General features: G+C 42.7%; 19 protein-coding genes and 1 other RNA gene. 17 read left to right on the top strand and 3 right to left on the bottom strand.

Annotation, left to right across the window (positions count from 1 at the left end; genetic code table 11):
* Nucleotides 1-64: 64 nt before the first annotated feature.
* The 15 genes from BACINT_RS19225 to BACINT_RS19155 all read left to right on the top strand — a co-directional run bounded on the left by BACINT_RS19225 (nt 65) and on the right by BACINT_RS19155 (nt 16,172).
* Nucleotides 65-796 carry a type III pantothenate kinase gene (locus BACINT_RS19225; protein ID WP_007666214.1) on the top strand — a complete coding sequence of 244 codons (732 nt, stop codon included), beginning with the start codon at nt 65-67 and terminating at the stop codon, nt 794-796.
* A complete protein-coding gene (locus tag BACINT_RS19220) occupies nt 783-2,045 on the top strand; it encodes a PorV/PorQ family protein (RefSeq protein ID WP_007666207.1) in 1,263 nt (420 codons plus the stop codon). The genes BACINT_RS19225 and BACINT_RS19220 overlap by 14 nt, the downstream gene beginning before the upstream one ends.
* A 46-nt stretch (nt 2,046-2,091) precedes the next feature.
* Nucleotides 2,092-3,417, top strand: coding sequence for a tetratricopeptide repeat protein (locus BACINT_RS19215; protein WP_007666205.1), 1,326 nt, complete (start codon nt 2,092-2,094; stop codon nt 3,415-3,417).
* 11 nt (nt 3,418-3,428) lie between these two features.
* Nucleotides 3,429-4,088 (top strand): LPS export ABC transporter periplasmic protein LptC, encoded by a 660-nt coding sequence (lptC, locus tag BACINT_RS19210; RefSeq protein WP_044155119.1) that lies wholly within the window; start codon nt 3,429-3,431, stop codon nt 4,086-4,088.
* A gap of 3 nt (nt 4,089-4,091) precedes the next feature.
* Entirely contained in the window at nt 4,092-5,348 is a 1,257-nt protein-coding gene (locus BACINT_RS19205; protein WP_007666200.1) for a hemolysin family protein, read from the top strand.
* 121 nt (nt 5,349-5,469) lie between these two features.
* A complete protein-coding gene (locus BACINT_RS19200) occupies nt 5,470-7,608 on the top strand; it encodes a SurA N-terminal domain-containing protein (RefSeq protein ID WP_007666198.1) in 2,139 nt (712 codons plus the stop codon).
* 156 nt (nt 7,609-7,764) lie between these two features.
* Nucleotides 7,765-8,805: a 23S rRNA (adenine(2503)-C(2))-methyltransferase RlmN gene (gene rlmN / locus BACINT_RS19195; protein WP_007666196.1), complete on the top strand. Its 1,041-nt coding sequence runs from the start codon at nt 7,765-7,767 to the stop codon at nt 8,803-8,805.
* Between the two features lie 69 nt (nt 8,806-8,874).
* The gene (locus BACINT_RS19190) at nt 8,875-9,936 is read left to right on the top strand and encodes a DUF4837 family protein (protein WP_007666194.1); all 1,062 of its coding nucleotides are present in this window, start codon (nt 8,875-8,877) and stop codon (nt 9,934-9,936) included.
* 174 nt (nt 9,937-10,110) lie between these two features.
* Nucleotides 10,111-11,208, top strand: coding sequence for a 4-hydroxythreonine-4-phosphate dehydrogenase PdxA (pdxA, locus tag BACINT_RS19185; protein WP_007666192.1), 1,098 nt, complete (start codon nt 10,111-10,113; stop codon nt 11,206-11,208).
* A 1-nt stretch (nt 11,209) separates the two neighbouring features.
* Nucleotides 11,210-12,454: a sigma-54 interaction domain-containing protein gene (locus BACINT_RS19180; protein ID WP_044155118.1), complete on the top strand. Its 1,245-nt coding sequence runs from the start codon at nt 11,210-11,212 to the stop codon at nt 12,452-12,454.
* Nucleotides 12,441-12,968, top strand: coding sequence for an LptE family protein (locus BACINT_RS19175; RefSeq protein WP_007666188.1), 528 nt, complete (start codon nt 12,441-12,443; stop codon nt 12,966-12,968). The genes BACINT_RS19180 and BACINT_RS19175 overlap by 14 nt, the downstream gene beginning before the upstream one ends.
* An 8-nt stretch (nt 12,969-12,976) precedes the next feature.
* Complete coding sequence (locus BACINT_RS19170; protein ID WP_007666186.1) at nt 12,977-13,876, top strand: hypothetical protein; 900 nt, start codon at nt 12,977-12,979, stop codon at nt 13,874-13,876.
* A gap of 4 nt (nt 13,877-13,880) precedes the next feature.
* Complete coding sequence (secG, locus tag BACINT_RS19165; RefSeq protein ID WP_007666184.1) at nt 13,881-14,267, top strand: preprotein translocase subunit SecG; 387 nt, start codon at nt 13,881-13,883, stop codon at nt 14,265-14,267.
* Between the two features lie 141 nt (nt 14,268-14,408).
* Nucleotides 14,409-15,800 (top strand): MFS transporter, encoded by a 1,392-nt coding sequence (locus tag BACINT_RS19160; RefSeq protein ID WP_007666182.1) that lies wholly within the window; start codon nt 14,409-14,411, stop codon nt 15,798-15,800.
* Nucleotides 15,801-15,818: 18 nt separating this feature from the next.
* A complete protein-coding gene (locus BACINT_RS19155) occupies nt 15,819-16,172 on the top strand; it encodes a PqqD family protein (RefSeq protein ID WP_007666180.1) in 354 nt (117 codons plus the stop codon).
* On the opposite strand, the gene BACINT_RS19150 is transcribed toward BACINT_RS19155, so the two are convergent.
* From BACINT_RS19150 to BACINT_RS19140, 3 genes are all read right to left on the bottom strand, one after another.
* The gene (locus tag BACINT_RS19150) at nt 16,152-17,213 is read right to left on the bottom strand and encodes a DUF4831 family protein (RefSeq protein ID WP_007666178.1); all 1,062 of its coding nucleotides are present in this window, start codon (nt 17,211-17,213) and stop codon (nt 16,152-16,154) included. The two genes, BACINT_RS19155 and BACINT_RS19150, sit on opposite strands and share 21 nt — an antisense overlap.
* 412 nt (nt 17,214-17,625) lie before the next feature.
* Nucleotides 17,626-18,741, bottom strand: coding sequence for a lactonase family protein (locus BACINT_RS19145; RefSeq protein WP_044155116.1), 1,116 nt, complete (start codon nt 18,739-18,741; stop codon nt 17,626-17,628).
* A 98-nt stretch (nt 18,742-18,839) separates the two neighbouring features.
* A complete protein-coding gene (locus BACINT_RS19140) occupies nt 18,840-21,671 on the bottom strand; it encodes a beta-glucosidase (RefSeq protein ID WP_007666171.1) in 2,832 nt (943 codons plus the stop codon).
* 242 nt (nt 21,672-21,913) lie between these two features.
* On the opposite strand from BACINT_RS19140, the gene ssrA reads away from it, so the two are divergent.
* Together ssrA and BACINT_RS19135 are read left to right on the top strand one after the other, a co-directional pair.
* Nucleotides 21,914-22,310, top strand: a transfer-messenger RNA (tmRNA) gene (gene ssrA / locus BACINT_RS23915).
* 263 nt (nt 22,311-22,573) lie between these two features.
* Nucleotides 22,574-24,235: a glycoside hydrolase family protein gene (locus BACINT_RS19135; RefSeq protein ID WP_007666168.1), complete on the top strand. Its 1,662-nt coding sequence runs from the start codon at nt 22,574-22,576 to the stop codon at nt 24,233-24,235.
* Nucleotides 24,236-24,296 lie beyond the last annotated feature (61 nt).

The raw sequence follows: 24,296 nt of genomic DNA, 5'->3' as shown, positions 1-24,296 counted from the left end.
AGAAAAAAGAAAACCAATTCAATTAAAATAGTATCTTTGCGCCCGGAAAAATAATCAGTATTCAGTGAATCTCGTTATTGATATTGGAAATACGGTAGCAAAAGTAGCTGTCTTTGACGGCTTTTCACTTTTGGAAGTGGTATATGACTCCAAACAGAATTTGGAGCATCTGAAAGATATTTATCATAAATATCACTTTGAAAAGGCGATTGTTGCAACCGTAATAGACTTGAGCGAACAGGTGTTGGCGCAGTTAGCATTACTTCCTATACCGGTACTCTGGCTGAATGAAAAGACTCCACTACCGGTGGAAAATCTGTATGAGACTCCTCAGACATTGGGCTATGACCGTATGGCGGCTGTAGTAGCTGCTAACGAACAGTTTCCTGGCAGAAATATCTTGGTGATTGATGCCGGCACATGCATTACGTACGAATTTGTGGATGCTGAAGGACGCTATCACGGCGGGAATATTTCACCCGGTTTGCAAATGCGTTTTCGTGCACTTCACCAGTTTACCGGACGTTTGCCGCTGGTGCGGCGTGAAGGGCGTGAACTCCCGATGGGAAAGGATACTGAGACTGCCATCCGCGCTGGGGTGCTGAAAGGTATGGAATATGAAATTTCGGGTTACATAATGGCTATGAAACATAAATATCCTGAACTTTTGGTTTTTTTAACGGGCGGGGATGATTTTTCTTTTGATACAAACTTAAAAAGTATCATCTTTGCAGACAGATTTTTAGTGTTGAAAGGATTAAATCGAATTTTAAACTATAATAATGACAAGATTTAGACAAACACTTTTGGTGCTTTTGCTCACGATATTATCTGGGGCGACGGTCGCTCAAAATAATACAAATTCTCCCTATACACGATACGGATACGGACAGCTGGCAGACCAAGGGTCGGGTAATAGTAAGGCAATGGGTGGCATTGCTTATGGCTTACGTGACAAGTATCAGACTAATTTTGCGAATCCGGCATCCTATACGGCGGTCGATTCGTTGACTTTTATGTTTGATGGGGGGATTTCCATGCAGAATACCAACTTCAGTGATGGAACTGTTAAAAAGAATGCCAAGAACTCCAGTTTTGACTATATCACTATGCAGTTCCGCCTTTCCAAATGGGGAGCTATGAGTATAGGATTGTTGCCTTATTCCAACGTTGGTTATACAATGGCTAGTTATCAGGAAAACACGGAATATCCGGAGAATTCAGCCAGTACGACTTATGCTGGTGAAGGTGGTTTACACCAACTTTATTTGGGCGCGGGTTTTAAAATATTTAAAAATCTTTCTGTTGGTGCGAATATTTCGTATCTTTGGGGAGATATCACACATACCCGTAGCCAGTCATTTCCGTCTAATTCGACTGTAATGCCTTTGACTACGGTTACGGGCATGGAAATTACAAGCTATAAACTTGATTTCGGTGCACAATATACACACCAGTTCAGCAAGAAGCATGTTGCTACGTTAGGTGTCGTTTTTTCACCGGGACATGATTTAAATAATGACGCGTATATACAAAACCAGAAGGGTAATTCTTCGACGGGGTATACTACGACGCAAAAAGATACAATATTGACAATGGGTATTCCTATGACATTGGGTGCCGGTGTGACATATGTATATGATGATCGCCTTACAGTGGGTGCGGATGTTATGTTTCAGAAATGGAGTAGTACGACGTTTATGAATAATTCGGATGTTTTCTGTAATCGTGCCAAGATTGCTGTGGGTGCAGAGTATGTTCCTAATTTGTTGGGAAGAAGTTATCTTTCACATATTAAATATCGTTTGGGAGCTTATTATTCCAAACCTTATTATAAGATAGATGGGGCGCGTGCTGCGAATGAGTATGGAGTCACTGCCGGTTTTGGATTGCCTTTGCCGCGTAGCCGTTCTGTATTGAGTATTTCAGCACAATATGTGAGAATGCAAGGTACGGAAAGCAGATTTTTGAATGAGAATACATTACGTCTTTGTATTGGCGTGACATTCAATGAACAATGGTTCTGGAAACGTAAAGTTCAGTAATTAGTAATTGAAGAATAGACAATATAACAACTAAAATTTAAATACAATGAAGATTAAAACGCTTGTAGCTGTCTTGCTCCTTTCGGGTGGAGTAACCAGCGCTTTCGCACAGACTGAAGATTGTAATAAGAACAGTAGTATTTCTCATGAAGCGGTGAGAGCTAATAATTTTAAGGATGCTTATTTGCCGTGGAAAGAAGTTCTGAAGGCATGTCCGACATTGAGATATTACACTTTTACGGATGGCCAGAAAATCCTCCGTGCTTTCCTGAGTGAAATCAAAGATCGTAATTCTGCGGATTATAAGAAGTATTTCGACGAATTGATGGAACTACATGATCTGAAAATAAAATACATTCCTGAATTTATAGCTAAAGGTACCAAACTTTCAACAAGTGTTGATGGAGCGTTGGGTGCTAAAGCTCTTGATTACATTGCCTTAGCTCCTAAAATGGATGTTAATCAAGCTTATGACTGGTTTAAACAATCGGTTGATGCGGAAAAAGGAAATTCAGAAGGTGCTATTTTGCACTATTTTTTGGATATGTCTTTGAATAAATTGAAAATAGATACTAATCATAAAGAACAATTTATTCAAGATTATTTGACTGCTTCTGAATATGCGGATGATGCTGTCACGGCAGAACCTGATGCAAATAAGAAAAAGGCTTTGCAACAAGTAAAAGATAACCTTGTAGCCATGTTTATCAATAGTGGTACTGCTGATTGTGAATCTTTGCAAAGTATTTATGGTCCTAAAGTTGAAGCCAATCAAACGGACTCTGCTTATTTGAAGAAGGCTATCGCTGTCATGAAGATGATGAAATGTACTGAAAGCGAAGCATACTTCCAAGCTTCTTATTATATGTATAAGATCAATCCTACTGCTGACGCTGCTACAGGATGTGGATATATGGCATATAAGAAAGGTGACTTTGATACAGCTATCAAATACTTTGATGAGGCATTGAGTCTTGAAAGCGACTCTGAAAAGAAGGCTCAGTTATGTTATATTGTTGCTGCATCTTTGTTCAATAGTAAGAAGTTGTCACAGGCCAGAAGTTATTTGCAGAAAGCTATCGGTTTCAAGGAAAACTTTGGAGATGCTTATATCTTGCTTGCACAGCTTTATGCTTCCAGCCCGAACTGGAATGACGAGTCTGCTTTGAATAAGTGTACATACTTCGTTGTTATTGATAAGTTGCAACGTGCTAAAGCCGTAGATCCGAGTGTAGCTGATAAGGCAAACGAATTGATTTCAACGTATGCACGCTATACACCGAAAGCTGAAGACCTCTTTATGTTGGGTATTAAAGCTGGAGACCGCGTTACAATAGGTGGCTGGATCGGTGAAAGCACAACGGTTCGATAAGAAATATAAATATGTTACCAAAACGAAGTAACGTTCTATTTTGTAGAAGCTTGAGCATAACCATTGCCTGTGGGGCAGTGGTTATGCTTCTTTTATTTTCCGCCTGTTCCGGACGTCATAAGGATATGGGAGATGCTATAACAGAGCGTGATTCATTGCCTGTGATGGATACGAAAGGAGTCATGACTTTGATCTCTGATTCCGGTGTCACCCGTTATCGTATCAATACGGAAGAGTGGCTGGTCTTTGACCGGAAAAATCCGCCCTATTGGGCATTCGAAAAAGGTGTTTATCTGGAGAAATTCGACTCGGTATTCAATGTGGAGGCGAGTGTAAAGGCAGATACGGCATATTATTATGAGAAGCAAAAGTTGTGGAAGCTGATGAGTAATGTGGATATTCAGAATCTGAAAGGTGAAAGGTTTGAGACTGACCTGTTATATTGGGACCAGAACAAACACACTATCTATTCCGATCAGTTTATCCGTATTGAGCAGCCTGACCGGATCATCACGGGACATGGCTTTGACTCCAATGAACAAATGACTATTTATACAATAAGAAAGCCGGAAGGCATTTTCTATGTGGATGATGATGCCACAGCGCCTGCAGATAGCTTGCAAACCGGTGTGCAAACTGGAAGTGTGCGAACCGATAGTATCAAACCATAAATTATGGATACCTATATTTATTTATTGATTACTATGGCCTTCTCCGCCTTTTTTTCGGGTATGGAGATTGCTTTTGTTTCCGTAGATAAACTACGTTTTGAAATGGAACGTAAGGACGGTGTGACTTCACGTATCCTTTCTTATTTCTTCCGTAATTCAAATAACTTTATATCTACCATGCTGGTAGGTAATAATATTGCGCTGGTTATTTATGGTATCCTTATGGCGCAAGTTATCAAAGTGCATTTACTGGGAGATTTAATCTCCAATGATTTTGTGGAAGTGTTGTTACAAACAGTCATCTCCACACTTATTATCCTGGTAACGGGTGAGTTCCTTCCTAAAACTTTATTCAAGATTAATCCCAATCTTGTGTTGAAAGTCTGTGCTTTCCCGTTACTTATCTGTTATGTCATTTTATATCCGATATCTCAATTGTCTTCGGGACTGTCTTATCTTTTTTTGCGCATGTTTGGCATGAAGATCAACAAGGAGGCGTCCGACAAGGCTTTTGGAAAAGTGGATTTGGATTATTTTGTTCAGAGTAGCATTGATAATGCCGAAGATGAAGAGGAACTGGATACTGAAGTGAAGATATTTCAGAATGCACTCGATTTCTCCAGTATTAAAATACGTGATTGCATTGTGCCACGAACAGAAGTGGTTGCTGTGGATCTGACGACTTCTCTGGAAGAATTGAAGAGCCTTTTTGTGGAGTCCGGTATTTCTAAAATTATAGTCTATGACGGAAATATAGATAATGTGGTAGGATATATCCATTCATCTGAAATGTTCCGCAACCCTGCCGATTGGCGAAATAATGTAAAGGAGGTGCCTATTGTGCCCGAAACAATGGCAGCGCATAAGCTGATGAAGCTGTTTATGCAGCAGAAGAAAACCATTGCTGTGGTGGTGGATGAGTTTGGCGGTACGTCCGGCATTGTTTCATTGGAAGACTTGGTGGAAGAAATATTCGGTGATATCGAAGATGAGCATGATAACACTTCGTATGTATGCAAACAGATAGGAGAGAGTGAATATGTACTTTCCGGTCGTTTGGAAATAGAAAAGGTGAATGAGACATTCAATCTGGATCTACCGGAAGAAGATGATTATATGACGGTAGGCGGATTGATTCTGAATCGTTATCAGAGTTTCCCGAAATTGCATGAAGTAGTGACGATTGAAAAATTTCAGTTTAAAATTATTAAGGTTACGGCCACAAAAATAGAGTTGGTACGCCTGAAAGTGGTGGAATAATAACAGAATAGCGTAATTTTTTAAAGAATAAATAGATGCGTATTAGCATTTTTTGTATCTTCGTGCGCTAAAATGAAGTTTGGAGAAAATAATAATAAACAAATAAATCATATTAACTAAAATGGCAACATTACAAAACATTCGGTCTAAAGGACCCTTATTGGTGATTGTTATTGGTTTGGCGCTGTTCGCTTTCATCGCAGGAGATGCTTGGAAGGTATTGCAGCCACACCAGTCACATGATGTAGGAGAGGTTAACGGAGAGGCACTTTCCGCTCAGGATTATCAGAACTTGGTAGAAGAATATACTGAAGTTGTGAAATTCTCGAGAGGTACAAGCGCACTTACCGATGAAGAAAACAATCAGATTAAAGATGAGGTTTGGAGAAACTACGTTAACAATAAGTTGATTGAAAACGAAGCGAAGAAACTTGGTATTTCAGTCTCTAAAGCAGAAATTCAGGCAATCATCGATGCAGGTGTACACCCGATGCTGCAACAAACTCCGTTCCGTAACCCGCAAACCGGTGCTTTTGATAAAGATATGTTGAAGAAGTTTCTGGTGGATTACTCTAAAATGAATACAGCCCAGATGCCGGCACAGTACGCTGAATATTATCAGTCTATGTACAAGTTCTGGTCTTTCTTGGAAAAACAGCTGATTCAGAATCGTCTGGCTGAGAAATATCAGGCTTTGGTTTCCAAGTCTCTTTTCTCTAATCCGGTAGAAGCTCAGGTTGCTTTTGATGCAAGAGTAGATCAATCAGATTTGTTGTTGGCTGCTATTCCTTATTCTTCTATTGAAGATTCAACTATAACCATCACAGATGCAGACCTGAAAGCTGCTTACGACAAGAAGAAAGAACAATTCAGACAATATGTAGAAACCCGTAACATCAAGTTCATTGATGTACAGGTAACTGCAAGTCCTGAAGATAGAAATGCTATCCAAGAGGAAGTTGTGGAATATACAGAACAGCTTGCAGGTACTCCGGGTGATTATTCTACTCTGGTTCGTGCAGCGGGCTCAGAAGTTCCTTATATTGATTTGTATTATACTTCTAAAGCATTGCCTACTGATGTAGTTGCTCGTTTGGACTCTGTTTCCGTAGGTGGCGTATATGGTCCTTATTACAATGCAACAGACAATACAATCAATTCATTCAAGAAATTGGCTACAGCCTCTATGCCGGACTCTATTCAGTATCGCCAGATACAGGTAGTGGCTGAAGATGCTACTAAGACAAAGGCTTTGGCTGACAGTATCTACACAGCCATCAAGGGTGGTGCCGACTTTGCAGAGATTGCTAAGAAGTATGGTCAAACTGGTGAGTCTACCTGGATTTCTTCTGCTAACTATGAAGGTGCGCAGTTGGATGGTGACAATCTGAAGTATGTGAATACAATTACTACTCTTGGTAAGAATGAAATGGCTAACCTTTCTTTGGCACAGGCAAACATTATCTTACAGGTAATGGACAAGAAGGCTGTTAAAGATAAATATAAAGTGGCTGTTATCAAACGTCCGGTAGAATTCAGCAAGGAAACTTATAGCAAAGCATACAATGATTTCAGTCAGTTTATCGCTGCTAATCCAACTTTGGAAAAGATGGTAGCTAACGCTGAAGATGCAGGATATAAACTGTTGGATAGAAATGACCTGTATAGCTCTGAACATGGTATCGGTAGTATCAGAGGTACTAAGGAAGCTTTGAGATGGGCTTTCTCTGCAAAACCAGGTGAAGTATCCGGTTTGTATGAATGTGGTGAAAGTGATCGTATGTTGGTTGTAGGTGTGTCTGCCATTATTCCGGAAGGTTATCGTCCATTGGCTTTGGTAAAAGACCAACTGAGACTGGAATTGATTCGTGACAAGAAAGCTGAGAAGATTATGGCTGATATGAAAGCTGCCGGTGCAACTTCATTCGACCAATACAAATCTATGGCTGAAGCAGTAAGCGACTCTGTGAAGCACGTAACTTTTGCAGCTCCTGCTTATGTTCCGGCATTACGTGCCAGCGAACCGTTGGTAGGTGCCTATGCATCTATTGCTGAACTGAATAAACTGAGTGCTCCGATTAAAGGTAATGGCGGTGTATTCGTTCTTCAGCCGTATGCTAAAGAAAAGTTGAATGAGACTTTCAACCAGGAAACAGAAGAAGCTACGTTGCAGAATATGCATGCCCGCATGGCAAGTCAGTTCCTCAACGACCTGTATCTGAAGGCTGATGTGAAAGACAGTCGTTATTTGTTCTTCTAAGAATTTACAGAATAATAATATAAGAAAAGCCGTTTGATGTAATATCAGACGGCTTTTTCTTTAGGGGCTGTATCTCATTTTCTGTGTCTGTAATTGCCTTTATGCAACTTTATTCCTACCTTTGCAAAGATAAATTGGATAGATTGATAGATAATTATGCCGAAACAAACTCTTTTAGGACTAACACTCACTGAATTGCAAGAGGCGGTGAAGAGACTGGGAATGCCCGGATTTGCCGCTAAGCAGATAGCTTCATGGCTGTATGACAAGAAAGTGAATTCCATAGATGACATGACCAACTTGTCGTTAAAACACCGGGACCTCCTGAAAGATGTCTATGAAGTGGGAGCAGATGCACCAGTGGAAGCTATGCGCTCGGTGGATGGTACGGTGAAATACTTGTATCGGGCAGGGGATAAACATTTTGTTGAAGCGGTTTACATTCCGGATGAAGACCGTGCCACACTTTGTGTTTCGTCCCAGGTGGGATGCAAGATGAATTGTAAATTCTGTATGACAGGTAAGCAGGGCTTTACCGCTAACCTGACTGCCAACCAAATTATTAATCAGATCAATTCTCTCCCTGAAAGGGACAAGCTGACCAATGTGGTAATGATGGGTATGGGAGAACCTCTGGATAATCTGGATGAGGTACTGAAAGCTTTGGAAATTATGACTGCTTCCTATGGGTATGGATGGAGTCCTAAACGGATTACTCTTTCTACCGTTGGTTTGCGTAAAGGTTTTCAGCGCTTTATAGAGGGATCTGAATGCCATCTGGCCGTCAGCCTACATTCTCCGGTTGCTTTGCAGCGCCGGGAGTTGATGCCTGCCGAGAAGGCTTTCTCCATTACAGAAATGGTAGACTTGTTAAAAAACTATGATTTTAGTAAACAGCGCAGACTATCTTTTGAATATATTGTTTTTAAGGGCGTGAATGATTCGTTGCTTTATGCTAAAGAATTATTGAAACTCTTGCGCGGACTGGATTGCCGTATCAATCTTATTCGTTTTCATGCCATTCCCGGGGTAGACCTGGAAGGGGCGGATATGGAAACGATGACTAAACTCCGTGATTACCTGACTTCCCACGGTTTGTTTACTACGATACGTGCTTCCAGAGGTGAAGATATATTCGCTGCCTGTGGTATGCTTTCTACTGCCAAACAGGAAGAGAATAAACAAGAATTAATATAAATTATTAACTTTGGCTCGGATGATATACGTATTCTTCGTAGTTTTGTAAAAACATTAACTGGTAAGTATATGAGAAAGCACCTGTTTTATCTAAGTTTAGCTCTTGTAGCAATAGCCTTTTCCGCATGTAGTAGCGGTAAGAAGGGCGTGTTTGGTGCGACTTCAAGTGGTCGTGCGTATGAAATCCTGGTAGTAGTAGATCCAGCTATGTGGGAACGTCCTGCCGGTAGGGCGCTTTATGATGTACTTGATACGGATGTACCGGGGCTTCCCCAGTCTGAGCGTTCATTCCGCATGATGTACACTTCTCCGGCAAATTATGATGCTACATTAAAGCTGATTCGCAATATTATCATTGCTGATGTGCAGGATATTTATACTCAGCCTAAATTTAAATATGCGAAGGATGTATATGCATCTCCGCAGACTATCCTGACGATACAGGCTCCTGATGAAGCTTCATTCCAAACGTTTGTGACGGAAAACAAACAGACCATTATTGATTTCTTTACCCGTGCGGAGATGAATCGTCAGATTGCACAGCTGGAAAGGAAACATAATGATTATGTGTCTACGAAGGTTAAGAGTATGTTTGATTGTGATGTATGGGTGCCGGCAGAGCTTTCTTCTACCAAGCAAGGAGAGAATTTCTTCTGGGCAGGTACGAATGCAGCTACTGCTGATCAGAACTTTGTCATTTACTCTTTCCCTTATAGAGACAAGAATACTTTTACTAAGGAATATTTTGTGCAGATGCGTGACTCTGTTATGAAAGCTAACATTCCGGGAGCTAAGGAAGGTATGTATATGGCTACTGATACCTTGATGACTGATGTACGTCCTCTCAATATTCAAGGAGAATATGCACTGGAAGCTCGTGGCTTGTGGCGTATGAAAGGTGATTTTATGGGTGGTCCGTATGTATCGCACATGCGTCTGGACCCGGTGAACCAGCGTATCATTGTTGTAGAAGCCTTCATTTATTCACCTGATAAACTGAAACGCAATCTAATGCGTCAGATGGAAGCATCTCTTTATACATTGAGATTTCCGGGTGATAAGCAGACAGGTGCAGAGATACCATTGGGGGTGAAGAAAGAGCAAGTTCAAACTGCTGATCAAGAAAAATAATATTGAATGTATAAGGAGAATCATTATTGAAGAAATATTTTTCATCCGCAGATTACGCGGATAATGCAGATTGGGATTTTAATGAATCTGTGTAATCCGCGTAATCTGCGGATGAAAAGTTATCACTGGGACTCCTGACGCATCCTCATCTAAAAATGATATATATATTGAAAAATGGAAGATAATAAAATAAGAGTCGGCATTACACAAGGAGATATAAACGGCGTGGGTTATGAGGTTATATTGAAGACATTCTCTGACCCTGTTATGTTGGAACTGTGTACACCTATTATTTATGGTTCGCCTAAAGTGGCTGCTTATCATCGTAAGTCACTCGATTTGCCGACAAACTTCAGTATCGTGAACTCTGCTGCAGAAGCGGTTCATAATCGTCTGAGCGTAGTGAACTGTACGGATGATGAAGTAAAGGTGGAATTTTCGAAAGCAGATCCCGAAGCCGGAAAAGCTGCACTTGGAGCACTGGAAAGAGCTATTGAAGAATACAAGGAGGGACTGGTCGATGTGATTGTTACTGCTCCTATCAATAAGCATACCATTCAGTCGGAGACTTTTGCATTTCCCGGTCATACGGAATATATAGAAGAACGTCTGGGCGATGGTGCCAAGTCACTGATGATTCTGATGAAAGATGATTTTCGGGTGGCTTTGGTTACAGGGCATATTCCTGTCAGCCAGATTGCATCGACTATAACGAAAGAACTGATACAGGAGAAATTAGCTATCTTCAATCATTCATTAAAGCAGGATTTTGCTATCGGTGCACCACGTATAGCTGTGCTTTCTCTGAACCCGCATGCGGGCGACGAAGGATTGCTGGGAAAAGAAGAGGAAGAGATTATTATTCCTGCATTGAAAGAAATGGCTGCAAAAGGCATATTGTGCTATGGCCCATATCCGGCTGACGGTTTCATGGGTTCAGGTAATTTCACTCATTTCGATGGAGTGCTTGCCATGTACCACGATCAGGGATTGGCTCCGTTCAAGGCACTGGCAATGGATGAAGGTGTGAACTATACTGCCGGATTGCCTGTGATACGTACTTCACCGGCTCATGGCACTGCTTATGATATTGCAGGAAAAGGATTGGCCAGTGCGGACTCTTTCCGTCAGGCTATTTATGTGGCTATCGATGTATTCCGTAATCGCCTGCGCGATAAGGAAGCACATGCCAACCCCTTGCGAAAACAATATTACGAAAAGCGTGATGACAGCGATAAGCTGAAACTCGATAGTGTGGAAGAAGATTTATAGAATGACAAAAGCGGAAATACAACAAGTAAAATTACGATTCGGTATCATTGGGAACAATGAAGCATTGATGCGTGCGATAGACGTTGCCATTCAGGTAGCGCCTACCGACCTGTCTGTACTGATAACCGGAGAAAGTGGTGTGGGTAAGGAGAGCTTTCCCCAGATCATTCACCAATACAGTAGGCGTAAGCACGGCCAGTACATTGCAGTGAACTGTGGTGCCATTCCCGAGGGAACCATTGACTCTGAGTTATTCGGTCACGAGAAAGGTGCCTTTACCGGTGCCATCGGTGAGCGGAAAGGATACTTTGGGGAGGCGGATGGTGGAACAATCTTCCTGGATGAAGTGGGAGAATTGCCTTTGCCTACGCAGGCTCGACTGCTCCGGGTACTCGAGAGTGGCGAGTTTCTAAAAGTCGGTTCGTCTAAGGTGCAGAAAACCAATGTTCGTATTGTGGCAGCTACTAATGTTAATTTGACACAGGCCATTTCCGAAGGACGTTTCCGTGAAGATTTGTATTACCGTTTGAATACTGTACCTATTCAGGTACCCCCTCTTCGTGAGCGTGGAGAGGATGCATTCCTGTTATTCCGTAAGTTTGCTTCAGATTTTGCAGAAAAGTATCGTATGCCTGCCATCCAGTTGACGGAAGATGCTAAGCAATTATTGATTTCTTATTCATGGCCCGGTAATGTACGGCAGTTGAAGAATATTACGGAACAGATTTCCATCATTGAAACTAACCGTGAAATCAATGCTGCCATTTTGAGTGGATACCTGCCGGCGCAGAATAGTATGCAACGCCTTCCCGCTTTGTTTGGTGTGAAGGAATCCAAGAGTTTTGAAAGTGAGCGGGAAATCCTGTATCAGGTTCTTTTCGATATGCGCCAGGATGTGACGGAATTGAAAAAGCTGGTGCATGAGATCATGACTGAACGTGGGAAAGCTGCTGCTCCGGCTGTGCCTGCTACTTATTTCGCCCAACCGCCTGCTGTGGTAACTCCGGTTTCTCAGAGTGTGCCTACCATCATTCATCCTTCCATAAAACCGTCTCATGATATTGATGATGACATACAGGATACGGAAGAATATGTAGAAGAATCTCTCTCTCTGGATGAGGTGGAGAAAGAAATGATACGAAAAGCCTTGGAAAAACATCATGGTAAACGCAAGAGTGCGGCAAAGGATCTGAATATTTCCGAGCGTACCTTATACAGAAAGATTAAAGAATATGGATTGGATTAGAAAAATAGCTTCGACAGCATTGTTGTTGAGCGTGTTACTGATAGTAAATTCGTGTAGTATTAAAGTAGGACTGGCACCGATTAGTTCGATTGACTACTCCAAGGTAAAGACAGTCTCGATAGCTGATTTCCAGAATCGTGCGGAGTATGTTTATGCTCCGCTGGCTACTGAATTTAATCAGGGGCTGAAAGATTTGTTCATTCGTCAGACCCGTTTATCACTTGTGAATGGCAATGCCGATATTGAAATTGATGGCGAGATTACCGGTTATAACCAATATAACGAAGCGGTGGATGCCAGTGGGTATTCTTCAAAAGTAAAAGTCACCTTGACAGTGAAGGTTTCTTTTGTGAATAATACGGATCACAAAGACGATTTTACTGACCAACAATTCTCCGCTTTCCAGACTTATGACTCTTCCAAATTGCTGACCGAAGTGCAGGATGAGTTAATTAAACTGATGGTGAAAGACATAACGGAACAAATATTTAACGCAACCGTAGCTAACTGGTAGGAGTAGGAATGACGCCTGTACATTTGCAACAATGGATACAGCATCCCGAGGCGTTGAACCGGGATACCTTATACGAACTTCGTACGTTGGTAACCCGCTATCCTTACTTTCAGTCCCTGCGTTTGCTCTATCTCAAGAACCTCTATGTGCTGCACGATGTTAACTTCGGTGCAGAATTACGTAAGGCCGTACTGTATGTATCGGACCGCCGTGTATTGTTTTACCTGATTGAAGGTGACCGATATGCCCTTCATCCTCGTACTTCAGAGTCTGTTGTAGGGAGGGAGTTGGAGGAAGAGCCGAGTGTCGACCGTACCCTTTCATTAATAGACGCTTTCCTTGCTACTGTGCCGGAAGAACATTCTCAGACGACAGAGTTGGATTATTCAATGGATTATACCGCCTATCTGATGCAGGATGATGAAGATACGGACGAGGCAGATACATCATCGACTGTTCCGGTGGAAGTACCCAAGTTGCGTGGACAGGATTTGATAGACGGATTTATCCGGCAGAGTGAAACTGAGGAAGGTATCAGCCTGAAGTTGCTGAAAGAGGAAAATCCGCTTCTACTTCCATTGATTGAGGAGGAAGAGGACGAAGTCGAAGAAGAAACACCGGTTATAGCCGAAGAGATTCCTCAGCCCACAGAGGTAGAAACAGAGCAGGAAGATGATTCCGAAGATACGGATACTGATGAAGAGACGACTCCTAAATCAGCTTCGGATGATTTGGATGACAGTTGTTTTACTGAAACTTTGGCGAAAATTTATATCAAACAGCGCCGATATGACAAGGCTCTTGAAATTATTAAAAAATTAAGTTTGAATTATCCAAAAAAAAATGCTTACTTTGCAGACCAAATCAGATTTTTGGAGAAATTGATTATTAACGCTAAATCAAAATAACAAAATGTATTTATTCTTAGTTATCTTAATGGTGGTTGCATCTTTGCTGATGTGCTTCATTGTATTGATTCAAAATTCCAAAGGAGGCGGTTTAGCATCCGGCTTTTCTTCTTCCAATCAGATTATGGGTGTACGCAAGACTACTGACTTTCTGGAAAAAGGAACATGGTTCTTGGCAGGATTCATGGTCGTAATGAGTATTGCTACTGCTTATGTGGTTCCTACTTCTTCCGGTAAGGGAGGCGATGTGATTCTGGAGCAAGCTCAAAAAGAAGAAAAGACCAATCCGTATAACATGCCTACTGGTACAGCTGCTCCGCAGACAGAAGCTCCTGCTACAACAGAAACTCCTGCAACAACTGCTCCGGCTGCTGAAGATTCAGCTAACTAAAGCTAAGCGCGGATGATCCCGCAAAAGAAATAAGAAAGAGGTTGATGCCGAAAAGGTGTCAGCCTTTTTTCTTTTTATGACGGATTTAACTACCTTTGTCGGGATTATGCAGTCTGACTAATAATTAATCTAAATAGTACAATGACAGAACAATTAAAACTTAAATTGAATGACTCCAAAGCTACCCGGTGGGGAGCATTGGTAATTGTTGCTTTCACAATGATGGCAGCTTACTATGTAAACGATGTGGTAGCGCCACTGAAAACAATGTTGGAGTCGGATCTTGCCTGGACAAGTAGTGATTTTGGATTCTTCACAGGTGGATATAGTTTCCTGAATGTATTCTTCCTGATGCTGATTTGGGGTGGATTAATCCTTGACCGTTTTGGTATCCGTTTCACTGGTAAATTATCAACTATCTTGATGGTGGGAGGTACGGCACTTGAATATTATGCCATGACAGGGCTTGCCGGTCCGGATGCACAGATTTTCGGTCTTAACGAGATTTTCGGTTATAAAGCAGGCGTATTCGTTGCATTTGCCGGCTATTCCATTTTTGGTGTAGGTGCGGAAGTTGCCGGTATCACTGTTTCTAAAATTATAGCCAAGTGGTTCAGGGGTAAAGAACTGGCTACGGCTATGGGTGTACAGGTAGCACTGGCACGTATCGGTTCGCAAGCCGGTTATGCAGTGGCTATTCCTTTGGCACGTGCTTTCGGTATCACTACTCCGGTATTGGTAGGATTGATTCTTCTCTTAGGTGGTCTGGTTGCTTTCTTTATTTTTTCAGTAATGGATAAGAAGCTTGACAGGCAGATGGAAGCAGAAGCTATAGCAGCAGGTACAGAAGGGGAGGAAGAGAAATTCTCTTTCAAAGATGTGAAGAATATCCTCGTTAACCCGGGCTTCTGGTTGATAGCTTTGCTGTGCGTATTATTCTATTCCTGTGTATTCCCTTTCCAGAAGTTTGCTTCCGAGTTGATGATTATCAAATATGGTATTAATGAGAATGTAGCGGGTACTTTTGCCGGATTGCCGGCTTTGGGTGCTTTGATTCTTACTCCAATATTCGGTGGATTTATAGATAAACGCGGTAAGTCAGCTTCTATTATGATACTGGGTGCTGCAATGCTGATAGGTGTGCACTTTATTTATGCCATTCCTGCCATTAATTACTGGTTAGTGGCTATTGGTTTGATGATTATTCTGGGTATTGCTTTCTCGTTGGTGCCTTCTGCTATGTGGCCTGCGGTGGCTAAGATATTCCCTGTAAGCCAGTTGGGTACAGCTTATGCATTGATTTTCTTTATTCAGAATATTGGTTTGTGGGGTATTCCTACGCTGATTGGTAAGGTACTTGATCTTTATTGTATCGTGGGCAAGAAGGCGGATGGAACGAATCTGTACGACTATACGATACCTATGTGTATATTTACAGGTATTGCTTGTTTGTCTCTTGTGGTAGCCTTTATGCTGAAGAGAGCCGATAAAAAGTTTGGTTATCAATTGGAAGAACCCAATATTCAGAAATAAGTGTAAACAGATACGAGTATGGAAACACCAGAAGGAAAAGTCAGTCTGTTGGATGCTGTTCCGGTTCGTTGTGACCACATCTTGACCGAATGGGAGGGAGATTACGCTGTAATCTCCTATCCCCGCTTCAAGTATGAGTGGATGCGCCGGCTTTTGTTACCGCAAAGCATGTCTCCTGATATTCATGTCCGCCTTGAAGAACACGGCAGTGCAGTGTGGCGTCTGATAGACGGGCGGCGTACGGTACGGGAGATTGTTTTCCAGCTTGCTGATCATTTCCATCCTGATGAGAATTATGCTTCACGAGTCACAACTTATGTGGTGCAATTACGAAAGGATGGATTTATAAAATTACTCTCTGTCAACTTTTAATAAAGCCCCTGTTTCAGGATCGAATAATACCTTTATTGTGGAATTCTTATTGAACAGTACAGGAGCGAGATATTCGACTACACCAAATTGTGTGACAGGAATTTCTGAATTATACAATTCTTTATTGTTATAGCTTAATGTAACGTGAGCTCTGCCCGGTACATTGTAGGCAACACCTTCATCCAGCTTCTTCTTTGGATCGACTTCAGGGATTTTTATGCTTTTAAGGTCAGTTACCGTGATATAAATAGGTTCGCCTGCCAGGTCATTGTTGGCTACAATACCCAACTTCTTAGAAAAACGGAAAGCAACTTCATTCTTCATCTCTTTGGGGACGATGCGGATGGTATATATTTTCTCTTCATCGGTCACTTTGCCTGCAAACATTTCGGTCATTGCACGTTCCTGCAAGGTCAGGTTATCCAGCATAAGCTTTAGTTGTGCACCGTCTTTGGGCATGTTGTCCGATTCACCGCGCAACAGGGCATTTTTGCTTTCACGGATGTTATAGATTTCTTTTGCAACCAACTCCGCCATCTTTGCCGTTGAATTTGCCATCAGGATTTCTTCTGTCAGGAAGCTACGGGGATTGACGTAAGGAGTATTATCAGCTGCCTTGGGAGTGGCAGGAGCTGCTTTCTTTTGTCCGCTGCCCAACGGCATGTTGATGGAGTAGACGATGCCGTCTTTGCTCAATTCGATAAGAGGAGCCACGGTTTTGTCTTTCATCTTTACAAAATATACATTCTCTTTATCAGGTATACCGACTACTGCTGTTTGTATCTTGTCCAATGTCCAGTAAGTTTTCGGTTCGGAAGAAACATTAGTTAATCGCAGATAACGGTCAGCATACTTGGAAAATTCTCCGGGAGTATAGATATGTTTAGTGGCTTGCACGGTAAGTTCGATTTCTGTTTTCGGAAGTACGTAAGTAACGCCGTAGTCTTTGCCACGCATGATACCTGTTGTCACTTCTGTTTGCGCTATGGCAGAAACGGAGAACAACAGTGCTGAAAGTAATACTATGTTTTTTTTCTTCATAAATCGCGTTGTTTAAACAATTTCGGTTAAGGGACAAAGTTAATGAAGTTATTTTTGTCAAGAGTAAGATTATAGAATATTAACAGAATAGGCTGTCAGTGCCGTCAGAAGCCTTTCTGGACGGGGTGACTGTTTTTTACTAAAACCTTATCGGGTTTTTACTAATTTTCCGGTAGATTTTTACTAATTTTCAGTCGTGAATTTAGTAAAAATCCGAAGCCATTTTAGTAAAGGGTGGGACGGATGTATTTTGCCTCAAAGTATCTTATTTTTCGCCTGAAAAAGTATCGGATATAAAAAAACAGGGAGAAGCAAATGCTTTTCCCTGTTACTATCTGTGACCCTGAATCTAAATCAGGATTACGATGACAAATATACAAGATTAAAAACCGGAAGTTAAGCTTTTACCCGGCTATTTTACGAATTGGATGCAGACGGGTTTATCAATACGGATATCTTGATGCGTATCTGATAACAGACCTGTTACGGGATCTCGTTGGAATACCTGAATGACATGACTGTCGCGGCAGGCGGCCAACAGATATTTCCCGTTCGGGGTGATAATAAAGTTACGCGGATGAATCCCCGTCAACTGGTAGCCTACCTTTGCTAACATGCCGGTTTCCGGATTTACTTCGAAGATGGCAAGACCGTCACCTTTCAGGCGATTGCTGGCATACAAGTATTTCCCATCGGGACTGAGATGTATATCGGCACTGCCACGTGCACGGAGTGTGTCGGCTGCAATGGTCTGTATCTTTTCCAGTTTACCATCCAGGTAACTGAAAGCTGTGATATTACCGGATAATTCGCTGATAAGATACGCGTACTTGCCGTTCGGGCTGAAGGTGAGATGACGTGGACCGGAATTAGGATCTACGTCAATAGCTTCGGCAGAAGGGTGGGGGATAATGCTCTTCGGGTGTATGACAAAGCGTAGGATACGGTCGGCACTGAAATCAGTGGCAAAGATATATTTTCCATCCGGAGAGAAGACAGTGCAATGTACGTGGGGTGTTGCCTGTCTTTCAGCGTCCGGTCCGCCGGTACTGCCTTCAAAAAGGGTATCGATAGGCTCTAATGAACCATTCTTTTTCAACGGGAAGATAGACATGCTACCTCCGCTGTAGTTGGCTGTGAGTACTTCTTTTCCGTTGGTGGCAACGTAGCAAGGATCGGCTCCCATAGTGGGCTGGCGGTTCAACAAACTGAGTTTCCCTGTTTCCTTATCGAAGGAGAAAGCATTGAGAGCAGCTGTTGTGTCGTTCATTTCGCTGACGGCATAGACAAACTTTCCATCTTCCGAAGGGATGAGGTAAGACGGGTTGAGTACTTCGATGGAACTGAGCGAGGTGGCAAGTCCCGTTTCCTGGTTGAAACGGAAGGTGTAAATACCTTTGCTGTTTCCATCAGTGTACGTACCTACCAGCATGGCGAGTTCGTCACTTTCGTTGTTTACGTTTCCCGCTTTGCGGGGTGCACAGGCTGTCATTGCTAATCCAAGCATACAGAAAAGAAGTTTTCTCATGATATTATGTTATAGAGTGATAATGTTATAGAGTGATAAGGCGATAAGGTGGTAATATGATAAAATATCACGCTATAACTTTATCACCTTATCACTCTTTAGCGTGCTTCGCACACTATTTCTGCCACTCCTACGCGGTCATCATTTAGTACAATGCGCAAGTCGCTGGCAATAGTTCCTTTGAACGTATATGAAATCAACTTTCCGTACTCGCTGACTGTACCCGAATAAACCGTCAGGAATTGTCCGCCGCCACTTGAAAGCTGGATTTCAAACTCCGCCGGCAGACCGTTGCCTCTGCTGAATGCAATGGAAACGCCATCTACCTTGGAGCCGTTCTCCAAGGCAAAGGTAATATAATCTCCTTTATTTCCTTCCCAAACAGTATTCATTTTTTTATCGAGCACGTTCATTACACTTTCCGGATTGGTGCTGGCAGTTACGGGAGCATCCGGTTTTGCCTGTGCTTGCATGGGGGCGTTTGGATCTTCTACTGTCAATTTTCCACTCAGGCGGATGTCTTCGGAAGAAGCACCTACCATAATGCTGAAGTCTCCCGGTTCCACTACCCATTCCATGTGCTTATCCAGTAATTCCAGCTGTTTGCGGTCGAGGGTGAAAACTACCTCTTTCGTTTCTCCCGGTTGCAGGTGGATACGCTCAAAGCCTGCCAGATTCTTTTCGTAAGTGGTAACGCTGCTCAGGATGTCGCGAACATACAGCTGAACTACTTCATCGCCTGCACGTTTTCCGGTATTTGTTACTTTGCAGCGCACAGTTGCCTTTTGGTTCGGTGTAATCACTTTCGGACTGATTTCGATGCCGGAATACTCAAAGGTGGTGTAACTCAGACCGTATCCGAATGAATAGAGTGCACCGTTGACACGCGACATGTTTCCATCCAGTCCCGGATTCTTTCCGCCGTCAATCTGTGAAGAAGGTTTGCAGGGGAAGTTGAAAGGAATTTGTCCGACACTTTTCGGGAAAGTGACTGTCATTTTTCCGCCCGGGTTATAATCTCCGAAGAGTACATCGGCTACTGCTGTTCCACCTTTGGACCCCGGATACCATGCTTCTAAAATAGCGGGAACGAACTTGTCTGCCCAATTGATGGATAGCGGGCGACCGTTAATCAGCACCAGTACGACGGGCTTTCCGGTTGCTTGTACCGCTTGAAGCAGTTTCAGTTGTCGTCCCGGAAGGTCGAGGCTGCTGCGTGATTTGTTTTCACCGCAGGTACGCTGTCCGCCTCCTAATACGACTACGGCTACATCTGCCTGGCGTGCGTTTTCTACTGCTTTATCGATTTCAGCTTGTTCGTTATCTGTCATCGGATAGTCGATAAGTTCGCTTTCCGGCCAATTGGCATCTACAAGATCACAGCCTTTGGTGTAGAGTACTTCTGCTTTGCCTTCGGATTTTTGGCGAATGCCTTCCAGCACTGTGGTTACTTCTACTGCCAAAGGACCGTAGTGTGTCAGTGCATATCCCTCTTCGTCTGCATTTGGGCCGCAAACTGCTATTTTCTTCACGTTGTTGATATCCAATGGCAACACGTTGTTTTCATTCTTCAATAAGACGAGGCTTTCGCGTGAGGCTTGCAGTGCAAGAGATTCATTTTCAGCTTTCTCTACTTCTCTATCGGCTCCTGCAAGGTCAGTCTGATAGGGAGCGTCGAACAGCCCTATGAGGAATTTTACACGCAGAATGTCACGTACACGGTCGTTAATCACTTCTTCGCTTAGTCCGCCCTCTTTTACCAATTCGCGCAAAGGCAATACATATGAATCCGGTGACCGGAAGGTGCAACGTACATTCAGACCGGCTTCTACACTTTGACGCACGGCTTCTTTCATATCTTTGGCGGTGCTGTGTTTGGTATAAAGATATTCAACGGCATCACTATCCGAAACCACATATCCCCGGAAACCCATCTCGCCACGCAGACGTGTAGTCAGCCAATAATAACTGCCTTGTATGGGAACACCGTCGTAATCATTGTACGAACTCATCACTCCCAATAATCCCGCTTCCTTTATCACTCGTTTGAAGGGGTAGACATGTATCATTTCCACTTCGCGTGGTGACATTTGCGGGTCTACACGTGCCATACCTTCGCGGGCGCCCTTGTTGTTACTATAAGCAACGAAATGTTTTCCGGTTGCTGCTACCTGATGGTTATGTTGCATGCCGCGTACCATTTCAATACCCAGTTCGGCAACGAGGTAAGGAGATTCACCATATACTTCCTCATAGCGTCCCCAACGCTGGTCACGGCCGACATCGAGGATGGGAGCATAGACATTGGTATATCCCAATATACGGGCTTCCCGTCCGGTGATTAATCCTACCTGGCGTATCAGTTCGCGGTTCCAGGTATGTCCCAATCCCAGTTGTGTGGGAAAATTGGTGGCACGGTAACTTTCTATTCCGCGGATACCTTCGTTCGTAAAGTCTACGGGGATGCCGAGGCGCGTTTCTTCTATAAAGAAGCGTTGTACTTCATTCAGTGCCCAGGCATGGCGGGATGCCGGCCATACATAGGGATTATCCGATGGGGGAAGTCCCCATTGTTGGAAACCGTTCAGGTGTTCGTCAATGGCACCGATGCCGTCTTTCCAAAGCATTTGTTTCCATTCGGGGGTGGGGAGGTCGTCCTTTAGTACACGTTTATAGCCGTAGAGGGTTACCATCTGGCAAGTCTTTTCTTCCAGTGTCATCTGGCTGAGCAGATCTTCGATACGTGCATCCAGCGAGGCATTCGGATCTTCGTATACATCCTTCACTCCGTTTTTGTTGAAATCAATCCAGCCTTTCTTGTACATCTCGCTTTTGACGGGTTTGTATACAGCCGGTATCTTCACGGTCTTTTGTGCGCAGAGCAGAGTACTGCCTCCGAGCAGTAGTGTCATTGCAATTAGTTTCTTCATGATATTTATATTTTTGTGTATATTATCTTCTGTTGCCAAAGGTACGGGTTATGTGGGAGAAAGAAAGGTAAAATCGTCCGGAGTACTGGCTTTTATTGTACGTATGGTAATGCAAGACTGCTTTGGGTCTTATAAAAAGATAAGGTTTATTAATCCGGAGTAAGCAATCACACTATTCTTTTGTACAGTAACAAAAGAATTCTTATCTTTGCCCCACGATTTCTAAAAACCGTATGTATTCTGGGGTTGACTGGATTTGACAGCGGGTAGAAATAGTAAGTAAGCATGCAGTGCGTCGTTGATTTGCACTTTAATCTCAGTCCTCAAAATTTTATCTGGCGAAAGACAATACGCTCTTGCTGCTTAATCGAATCATAGTAGATTAGCTTAATCCCGGCACCAGGTGCTGGGACGAGACATCACTCGGAAGCTGTTGCTCCGAAGCATTCCGATCCAGTGGTGCAGTTACATCGGAGATAGTTCTTGTCGGCCTTGAGGCGAGAATGAAACTTTAAAGGATAAGGCAATGGTTGATGGCTTTGGTTCTGCCGTTGCTCGAAAACTTAAGCAAAGATAAGCATGTAGAAAGCTTATGATTTCCTCGTTTGGACGAGGGTTCGATTCCCTCCAGCTCCACAAATAAAAATGGTAAGTCCTTGAACTGCTAAAGTTCAAGGACTTTTGTTTTACCAGATATTCTCTCTTAATTTCCAACTACTTAGGTAGTTGTCACCGAATCGTATACAATAACGTGATGAAAATGAAAAGCATCTGTAAAGCTGTAATCTCTGTTTACGTAAAGGTTTACGTACCTTTTTACTTTCTTTCCTTTTCCTTTTATATGCAATTCTTCTACTTTTGGCCATGTAAATCTATTTAAAACCAATTCTAATATTATATTTATGGAAAGAAGCCTCTTTAAATTTGCTCTACTGGGAGTCATGCTCTTGATCAGTCATTCCTCTTTTTCACAAATAACGGAACGGGAACGTCCTGCGGAATGGAAACAATTAGTGAAAGGTGCCCGCTTTATGGATCGTTTCCTGCCGATGAAGGGAAATGTACTTTCATCCGATACATGGGGCGCTGACTGTGTGCTTCCGCGTTATGTAGATAATGGCATTGAAGACGGTATCTGGTCCTATTGGGGTGGAAATATTCGAAAAGGCGAAGACGGTAAATATCATCTATTTGCCTGCGGCTGGCTGGAATGTTCACCTAAAGGACACATGGAATGGCCTAATTCATACGTATTTCATACCATAAGCGACAATCTGACGGGACCTTTCAAGCCTATTCGTATCATAGGTAAAGGGCATAATCCTGAAATATTCCGTGCTAAGAATGGGCAATATGTTGTTTATGTGATCAATGGACGTTATGTATCCGATGATCTGAATGGAAAATGGGAATATGGAAAGTTTGATTTCAATGCACGCGACCGCCGTATTATCGAGGGTCTGTCTAATCTTTCATTTGCCCAGCGTGAAGACAGCTCTTATGTGATGGTTTGTCGTGGTGGTGGTATCTGGGTCAGCAGAGATGGACTATCGGAATACAATCAACTGACCGACAAACGGGTTTATCCGGATGTAGACGGTCGGTTTGAAGATCCCGTAATCTGGCGCGATCATATTCAGTATCACCTGATTGTTAATGATTGGCTGGGACGTATTGCTTTCTATCTTCGTTCGAAGGATGGAGTGAACTGGGTGGTCGATCCGGGTGAAGCTTATATGCCGGGAGTTGCTGTACATGCAGACGGACAGGTGGAAGACTGGTTCAAATATGAACGCCTTAAAGTGTATCAGGATAAATACGGACGTGCTGTTCAGGCTAATTTCGCGGTAATCGATACGCTTAAAAACGAAGATAAACCTTTTGATCACCATAGCTCAAAGAATATCAGTATTCCCTTGAATCCTGGATTGTTGCTTACCATACTGGACGAGAAACCTATCACCTCGGGTACAAAAACAATTCGTGTGAAGATACAGGCGGAAGAAGGCTTCAATCCCCAGACGGATATAGATGTGAATTCCTTGCGCTTCGGTGCTTCTGAAGAAGTGAATTATGGTAGGGGTTGTCAGGTATTGACCACAGAAAATGAGGGCAAGGATTTGATTGTAACTTTCAATGGTAAAGGAAATGGTATCACTAAAGATGAGTTTGCCCCGAAATTGATTGGAAAATATAAAGATGGGAGAATGCTTTACGGGTATGCGCGTTTGCCATACATTGATTATATAGAACCGATCCTTTCAGCTTGTGCCCCAGTCTTTACCAAATCCGGGAAGGGATTGGAATGTAAAGTGGAAGTACGAAATTTCGGTCAGGTCGGCTCAAAGAAAGCATTGGTGGAAGTAGCGTATAAAAAGGAAGGAAAAACAATAAAGGTAGCTTCCGGTATGGTTCCGGCATTGAAGCCTTATGAAAAAACAGATATATTGCTTTCTGCTAAGGATGTGGTTGAGGAAGGAAAGGAATATGATTTGATAGTGACACTCTATTCCGGCAAAAAAGTATTGTCAACATTTAATCTGAAAAAGAAAGTGTTGGAGTAATCTGAGAAAGCTATCGGTTTCGATGCTTTGATAAGGGGATAAATATTTCGCTTACAAGGTG

It is taken from the genome of Bacteroides intestinalis DSM 17393 (assembly GCF_000172175.1).
GTDB lineage: Bacteria > Bacteroidota > Bacteroidia > Bacteroidales > Bacteroidaceae > Bacteroides > Bacteroides intestinalis.
Note: the sequence above shows the minus strand (reverse complement) of the source record. Positions and strands in the feature narration are given on the sequence as shown.

What these genes read in the sequence shown, in the direction of transcription:
- BACINT_RS19220 (WP_007666207.1), top strand. Translation starts at nt 783, where the DNA reads ATGACAAGATTTAGACAAACACTTTTGGTGCTTTTGCTCACGATATTA.
- BACINT_RS19215 (WP_007666205.1), top strand. Translation starts at nt 2,092, where the DNA reads ATGAAGATTAAAACGCTTGTAGCTGTCTTGCTCCTTTCGGGTGGAGTA.
- lptC (WP_044155119.1), top strand. Translation starts at nt 3,429, where the DNA reads ATGTTACCAAAACGAAGTAACGTTCTATTTTGTAGAAGCTTGAGCATA.
- BACINT_RS19205 (WP_007666200.1), top strand. Translation starts at nt 4,092, where the DNA reads ATGGATACCTATATTTATTTATTGATTACTATGGCCTTCTCCGCCTTT.
- BACINT_RS19200 (WP_007666198.1), top strand. Translation starts at nt 5,470, where the DNA reads ATGGCAACATTACAAAACATTCGGTCTAAAGGACCCTTATTGGTGATT.
- rlmN (WP_007666196.1), top strand. Translation starts at nt 7,765, where the DNA reads ATGCCGAAACAAACTCTTTTAGGACTAACACTCACTGAATTGCAAGAG.
- BACINT_RS19190 (WP_007666194.1), top strand. Translation starts at nt 8,875, where the DNA reads ATGAGAAAGCACCTGTTTTATCTAAGTTTAGCTCTTGTAGCAATAGCC.
- pdxA (WP_007666192.1), top strand. Translation starts at nt 10,111, where the DNA reads ATGGAAGATAATAAAATAAGAGTCGGCATTACACAAGGAGATATAAAC.
- BACINT_RS19180 (WP_044155118.1), top strand. Translation starts at nt 11,210, where the DNA reads ATGACAAAAGCGGAAATACAACAAGTAAAATTACGATTCGGTATCATT.
- BACINT_RS19175 (WP_007666188.1), top strand. Translation starts at nt 12,441, where the DNA reads ATGGATTGGATTAGAAAAATAGCTTCGACAGCATTGTTGTTGAGCGTG.
- BACINT_RS19170 (WP_007666186.1), top strand. Translation starts at nt 12,977, where the DNA reads ATGACGCCTGTACATTTGCAACAATGGATACAGCATCCCGAGGCGTTG.
- secG (WP_007666184.1), top strand. Translation starts at nt 13,881, where the DNA reads ATGTATTTATTCTTAGTTATCTTAATGGTGGTTGCATCTTTGCTGATG.
- BACINT_RS19160 (WP_007666182.1), top strand. Translation starts at nt 14,409, where the DNA reads ATGACAGAACAATTAAAACTTAAATTGAATGACTCCAAAGCTACCCGG.
- BACINT_RS19155 (WP_007666180.1), top strand. Translation starts at nt 15,819, where the DNA reads ATGGAAACACCAGAAGGAAAAGTCAGTCTGTTGGATGCTGTTCCGGTT.
- BACINT_RS19150 (WP_007666178.1), bottom strand. Translation starts at nt 17,213, where the DNA reads ATGAAGAAAAAAAACATAGTATTACTTTCAGCACTGTTGTTCTCCGTT.
- BACINT_RS19145 (WP_044155116.1), bottom strand. Translation starts at nt 18,741, where the DNA reads ATGAGAAAACTTCTTTTCTGTATGCTTGGATTAGCAATGACAGCCTGT.
- BACINT_RS19140 (WP_007666171.1), bottom strand. Translation starts at nt 21,671, where the DNA reads ATGAAGAAACTAATTGCAATGACACTACTGCTCGGAGGCAGTACTCTG.
- BACINT_RS19135 (WP_007666168.1), top strand. Translation starts at nt 22,574, where the DNA reads ATGGAAAGAAGCCTCTTTAAATTTGCTCTACTGGGAGTCATGCTCTTG.